This is a genomic window from Methyloceanibacter marginalis, from assembly GCF_001723295.1.
GTDB classification, from domain to species: Bacteria; Pseudomonadota; Alphaproteobacteria; order Rhizobiales; family Methyloligellaceae; genus Methyloceanibacter; species Methyloceanibacter marginalis.
In genome coordinates this window covers 1-5,859 of sequence record NZ_LPWD01000198.1, presented here as the reverse complement: position 1 = coordinate 5,859, position 5,859 = coordinate 1, and the positions used below count along the sequence as shown (strand labels likewise).

Here is a 5,859-nt window from a genome sequence, read left to right as displayed (position 1 = left end):
GACCTGCGGCCGGGCGCGATTGATTTCATTGAAGAAGAAGACAGTGAGGTCTTCGCCGTGGCGCAACGCCGGCCCGGGGTCGACGCGCGGACGCCCGTCCTCGCCGAGATAGGTGTAGTAGACGAGATCCGCGGGCATGAGGTCGATCGTGCTTCGACACGTTCGAAGGCGCCACCAAGCGCCCGCGCCGCGGCCCGCAGCAGCGTGGTTTTGCCCACGCCCACATCGCCTTCAAGCAGCACATGCCCACGCGCAAAGACCGCGATGGTGAGAAGCTTGAGCACGCGATCCTGTCCGATAATCGCATCGCGCAAGCTGCTCTCGAAGCGATGTGCCCGTTCCCGCCAACGGGCGAGGTCGACCGTCTTCGCCGGAACGACCGGTTCCGTCTGCGTAGCCTCGCGGCGCGCCATGCCGAAGCCCCCTCCTATGTGACACCGGCCGGCGAGACGGCATTTCCGCGCGGGCTCGACGACCGGCTGTTCCAAGACAAAGGGGGTGCAGCCGAAGCCGCACCCCTCCCCCGGGAAGCAGTGATGGACCTGCTGCTCCGGGAGCTAGCTCTGGGAGAAGCAGACAGAGCTAAATCTTGGAAACGTCGTAGACCCACTTGCCGGTCTTCTTGAAGTTCGCGGAGCGCTTGGCGTTGCGCGCTTCCATCTCCTTGATGGAGTTGCCCTGCTTCGCGAGCTCCTTCGGATCGTGCTTCGGGTCGTACTTCGAACCTTTCACCTTCTCGGGGTAGCCAGGCTTCGGCTCCCAGCAATTGCCTGGGGCTTTGCACTTGGTGCCGTCATAGGCCAGCGCACCGCCGGCTGCGAAAGCCAGGGCAATGGCGCCAACAGCGCCGCGCCAGTAATGCGGATCGTCTTCGTCATGGGTCAGTTCCTCCGTGCTCAGTAGCTACTCTTTGGCGGGTTTCCCGCCTTTGTCTCCGCGCCTGACCGATGCTCTCGAGACAGCGCGCCTCTCAAGCTCTCTTGTTCGGTCATTGCGCGGGGATCTCGCATTCCACCTCCTCGGTCTCGGGCTGGTGGTTATCGGGGTCGAAGGCAACAAAATGCGCCTTTTGGTCTTCGGAGAGCCACTCGGCGTCGTCGACCGGCCCCTTATAGAGATGACGGACCCACGCGATGATCAGCAGGATCTCGTCCATTGTCCGGGCGGACGCTTGCGGTCCCATCATGCTTTTCGCGCCGCCATAGATTGTCTCGAACAGGCCCTTGTCGGTCATGTTCTTCGGATAGGTCCAATAGTTGTCGTTGAGACCGGGACCCAGCTTTCCTTCAGCGACGTGGCCATGGCATCCGGAACACGCCGTCAGAAAGAGCTCTTCCGCTTCGTGCAGACAGCTTTCAACGCCGACATAGGGATCGTGCCCAGTCTTCAAGAACTCTTTCACCGCCGGCGTGTCCCTGCCTTCCTTGGGCGAGAGACTGAGGTCGAGCGGCATTCCGGTGATGGTGTGGACAAGCGTTATCTGCTGCGCCACAGCAAGCATTGGAATAAACGCGAACGCCACAACGACTACGGCGAACTTTACAAACTTCCTCATCTCCAGCTCGTTTCCTTCCTATTGTCTTCTGGTATCGACTGGCGGCCGGCTCTAGCCGGCGCTCGGCGGCTTGGTCGGCTCCTCCACCGGAATGCCTTCCTCCTTGAGGATGGTGTGAATCTGAGGTTTGGCCTTTTCAAGCGCCGCTTCGATCTCCTCAAACAGCTTCTCGTCGTCCTTGCGCACGCCCATCGACTGGTCGAAGTGGAACAGCACGGGCTCGCCATCGACGCGGAAGTTCTGGTCGGGAACCGACGTCATCTTGAGTTTGCCGTCGGATTCTTTGACGTAGCGCGCGACCGAACGCGCGAAAGCGATCGCCACATCGGACTTGCCCTCGGCGACATTGCCCACCATCAGCGCGGGATCGATCCGCAAATACTGGTTGCGCGAGCTCTTGAAGTTCGTCAGCGACTTCACGTAGTTGAAGTTCTTGCTGAACAGACCCTCCTTCACCATCATCACTTCGGCCGGGCCACCCGGCTCGTAGCCGACATTGTCGGCCTTCGCGAGATCGGGGCTGTCGAAGGCCTCGATCTCCAAAGGCGAATCCGAACGCGTCACGAAGACGTATCCGGCCCGATAGTAGGGTGTGGTCGAAAGCACGCGCGGATCGCCCGTGTCGACGCCGATCACCACATCGCAATTGTCCTTGTCGAGCTGATCGCGCACGACATAGATCGCCGGCTTATCTTCCCAGACGAAATCGACTTTGCGGCCCATGGCTTCACCGAGCGCTTTGGCGATGCGGTTCTCGAAGCCTTCTTCGTTACGCATCGAATAGGGGTTTTCCTTCGCGCCGGCGCAGACTCTCAAAGGCGCATTGTCGTCGTTCGCGCCGAGCGCCGGGGAGATGAGGAAGGCTACCGCCGCGGCCATCGCCACTGGTGCTGCCTTACCGAAAAGATTGGTCTTAGTGTCCATCACTTGTGTTCCTTGCAACGCGTGCTTCTCACGTTCGGGAGACGGATCGGTCAGGGAGTGTCGGGCACTTGCCTAGCCCTCCAGCATGCGCATGGTGCGCAGCTATGGCTCTGGAGGAAGGGACCGGCCTGGACATCTCGACACCTGGACGACACCGCCACCCATGATGATTTCAGGGGGGAGGCAAAACTGCCCCGCCAGACCGCGGATAGCCGCGGCCTGGCAGGACAGATCGTCTGATTAGGTCCCGTCCGTGGTGATCTCGGTCGAATACTCGTCGAGATTCACATCCTCGGAATACGGGCCCTTACCGTCGAGCGAGAACACGAGGAGGCCGCCGCCCATCTGCGTCCAATTCTGCAGATTGCGGAAGGCACCCACGGCACCCAGACCGGCGGTCGGATCCTGGAGGTCGAACACCAGGCCAACTCCCGGCCAGCCACCGACACCATAGTAGATGCCGATATACTGCGTGCCGTTGTGCTCATAGGTCATCGGATAGCCGATACCGCCCGAAGGCATCTTGAACTTCCACAGAAGCTCACCGGTGTCGGCGTTGCGGGCTTTGAAGTAACCATCGAGCGTCGGGTAGAACACCAGACCGCCCTTGGTTGCCATCGTGCCACCCCAAGCAGCGAAGCGCTCCATGACGGACCACTTGTACTTGCCGGTGACGGCACTGTACGCCTTGACCTGGCCGAGACCGAGGTAGTTGGCGCGGTCACCCTTCGGACCCGGGTACATCGACAGGGTCGCACCGACGAAGAACTGGCCGGCACGATAGGGAAGCATGAAGGGCTCCCAGTCCATGCAGATGTGGTTGATGGCGAGGTAGAAGAGACCCCGCTCCGGGTCGTAGGAGTCATGGGCCTGATCGTGATAGCCCATGGCCGACGGGCAGATGTCCTTGCCCTTATGGTCCATCCGCGTGCCGTACTCGGGATTGCGGACAGGGATGCCCGGTCTCATGTCGACATGCGTCCAAACATTGACGGTGTCGTCCAGGAAGTCGGCACGAACCAGGTCGCCGTTCACGCGGTTCAGCGTGTAGATGATGCCGTTACGATCAGGATGGGTGACCAGCTTCAGGTCCTTGCCATCGATCTTCTGGTCGGAAAGCATCATCACCGTTGACGCCGGCATAATCCCACTCGTCGTGCGGCGCTTCTGATAGCCCCACTTCAAGTTACCGGTGTCGGCGTTGCGGGCCATGATCGTCATGGTCCACTTGTTGTCGCCAGGACGCATGGTCTCGTTCCACGGGCGAGGGTTGCCCGAGCCGTAGTAGACGAGGTCGAGGGACGGGTCGTAAGCGTACCAACCCCAGTTGGTGCCGCCGCCGATCTTCCAGGCGTCGCCCTCCCAGGTCGCCAGGCCGAGGCCCTTCTGACCGTATTGGGGATTGGCCTCGTTGAAGTCGTCGCCGATACCGACTTCATCGTCGGGACCAGTCGCATATTTGCGCCACACCTGCTCGGCCGTCTTGACGTTGTAGGCCGTGGTGTAACCGCGCACGCCGAGCTCCGCACCGGAAGAGCCGACCAGCACCGTATCCTTAACAACGTAAGGCGCTACGGTGAGCGTCGAACCGACCTTGATGTCGGAGTTCTCGACCTTCCAATACTCCTCACCGGTCTCGGCGTTAAGCGCCACCACGTGGCCGTCGAGCTGGTTGGAGAGGATGAGGTCAGGCGTCTTGCTATCGTCGCTCGGCCAATAAGCCAGGCCACGGTTGACGAGATCGCAGCAAGCCACCGCGCGGGCCGCAGGGTCCTGCTTCGGCTTGTACTGCCACTTGATCTTGCCGGGGTTGTTCAGGTCGAGCGCGTATACATTGTTCGGGAAGGAACTGTTGATGTACATCACGCCGTCGATCACGAGCGGGGTACCCTCGTGACCGTTCAGCAGACCCGTAGAGAACGACCAAGCCACACGGAGGTCTTTGACGTTCCCCGTGTTGATCTGATCCATCGTGCTGTAGTTGTCGGCCGTGTAGTCAAGGCCGGGCATCGCGTAGTTCTCTGGGTCCTTCGCCAACTCAATCAATCTGTCGTTGGCGATGGCCGCGGCTCCAAAGAGGCCGCTGAGGGCCAGCGCGACGCAAGACGCCGACGCAAACCCACTGATACTGAGAGATCTCCTCATATGCGAACCCTCGCGTTTTCGCTCCCAATGGTACGGAGTGAAAGGGCCGCCACCCGAAGGTGAACGGACCCGTCTTCCTCCGCTTCACAATTTGCGAGGGGCGTTCCAGCGATTACTGCCGTCCCGTCCCAACGCAGCCGCGGGACCAGATGTTGACACCTGGCCGCATTGCAAGAAGCGAACACCTTGCTACGCAAGCCGAACACCTCTTTTGCGGTGGCTGCACCATAGGGCTGCGCCCGACGAGCCGTCTTTGGTTGGATACCTAGAAAGAGTGATGGACCATTGCTCGAAACAGGCAGGGCGATTCTCATCCTAAAGGTGTGGAAGGAGTGCCGAGACGCAGGCGCGACAACTGCCTGGCAATGACCAGAGGAGTCGCTGTCCGGACAAGCACAACGAGGCACTTTCCCGGGAAGATGCGGCAACACGTTTGGGCACCCTTGGCAAGAACCCTGGTGGCATCATGTTTGCCGAAACATCATGGCGACGTCACCGCCGCGGCGCGCCGAAGCGTCCGGGGCTGGTGCGTTGTGCGTTGAACCAAAGTCACTTGGACATGCCCCCTACGAGATCGCCTCAATGGCCCGTCGCAATGGCCCGCGCCGGGTTGATTGCGCTCCTGCCGCTGCTCGGTCTCGGCTGCGAGGACGCCGCAGAACCAGAGGTCACGGCCACGCCGGCGCCGCAGAAGGCGGAGAGCCCGGCGCTGCCGCGCATCAAATGGCTCGATTCGAATGACGGCATCACGCCCGAGCGCTGGCTGGCGAGCCGGGCGGCCGATGCCGATCTGCCGGAGACGTCGCCCGAGGTCGAGGCGATGCGCAACGAGCTCAACCGGGCGGCCGAACAGTTCCGCGATCCGCCGCGCATGATCGCCAATCGCGCGGTGCAACTGGAAGACATGCTGGCCGGGCGTGGCATTGAGGAAAGTGCACCCGAGCTGATCGACCTTCTGTCGGAGGCGACCGCGAAAACCGGCCTCAAGCAAGGCTTCGGCGCGGTGTGCCAGCACTATTTCAATCTGCGTCAACAAGGTATCGGCCGCGACGCGGCCCTGGAACAACTGAAGGGTACGAGCCTCCTTGAGCCGGGGAACGGGGCGCATCGGGGATGATGCGCGGGCCAAGGATCAAAGAGCGAAGTTGAGGAAACCGAGGATGAGTAACGTGCTGAACAAGATCTGGTACGACAGAACGATCCGCACTCAGCTCCTGATCGCCGTGGGCGTCATC

At 61.3% G+C, this 5,859-nt stretch carries 5 protein-coding genes and 1 pseudogene; 1 reads left to right on the top strand and 5 read right to left on the bottom strand.

The window, feature by feature from the left end; all coding sequences use genetic code 11:
* From AUC71_RS21035 to AUC71_RS08225, 5 genes and pseudogenes are all read right to left on the bottom strand, one after another.
* Positions 1-413, bottom strand: a pseudogene (locus tag AUC71_RS21035) (AAA family ATPase); the annotation flags it as partial.
* Between the two features lie 169 nt (positions 414-582).
* Entirely contained in the window at positions 583-834 is a 252-nt protein-coding gene (locus AUC71_RS08240) for a methanol dehydrogenase [cytochrome c] subunit (protein ID WP_244500857.1), read from the bottom strand.
* 154 nt (positions 835-988) lie between these two features.
* Positions 989-1,555, bottom strand: coding sequence for a cytochrome c(L), periplasmic (gene moxG / locus AUC71_RS08235; protein WP_069623880.1), 567 nt, complete (start codon positions 1,553-1,555; stop codon positions 989-991).
* Between the two features lie 51 nt (positions 1,556-1,606).
* On the bottom strand, positions 1,607-2,479 hold the full coding sequence (moxJ, locus tag AUC71_RS08230) for a methanol oxidation system protein MoxJ (RefSeq protein ID WP_069623879.1): 873 nt from the start codon (positions 2,477-2,479) through the stop codon (positions 1,607-1,609).
* A 240-nt stretch (positions 2,480-2,719) separates the two neighbouring features.
* Entirely contained in the window at positions 2,720-4,624 is a 1,905-nt protein-coding gene (locus AUC71_RS08225) for a methanol/ethanol family PQQ-dependent dehydrogenase (RefSeq protein WP_280139298.1), read from the bottom strand.
* Positions 4,625-5,219: 595 nt separating this feature from the next.
* Between AUC71_RS08225 and AUC71_RS08220 the strand changes: the two genes are divergently transcribed.
* The gene (locus tag AUC71_RS08220) at positions 5,220-5,741 is read left to right on the top strand and encodes a hypothetical protein (RefSeq protein ID WP_069623878.1); all 522 of its coding nucleotides are present in this window, start codon (positions 5,220-5,222) and stop codon (positions 5,739-5,741) included.
* Positions 5,742-5,859: the final 118 nt, after the last annotated feature.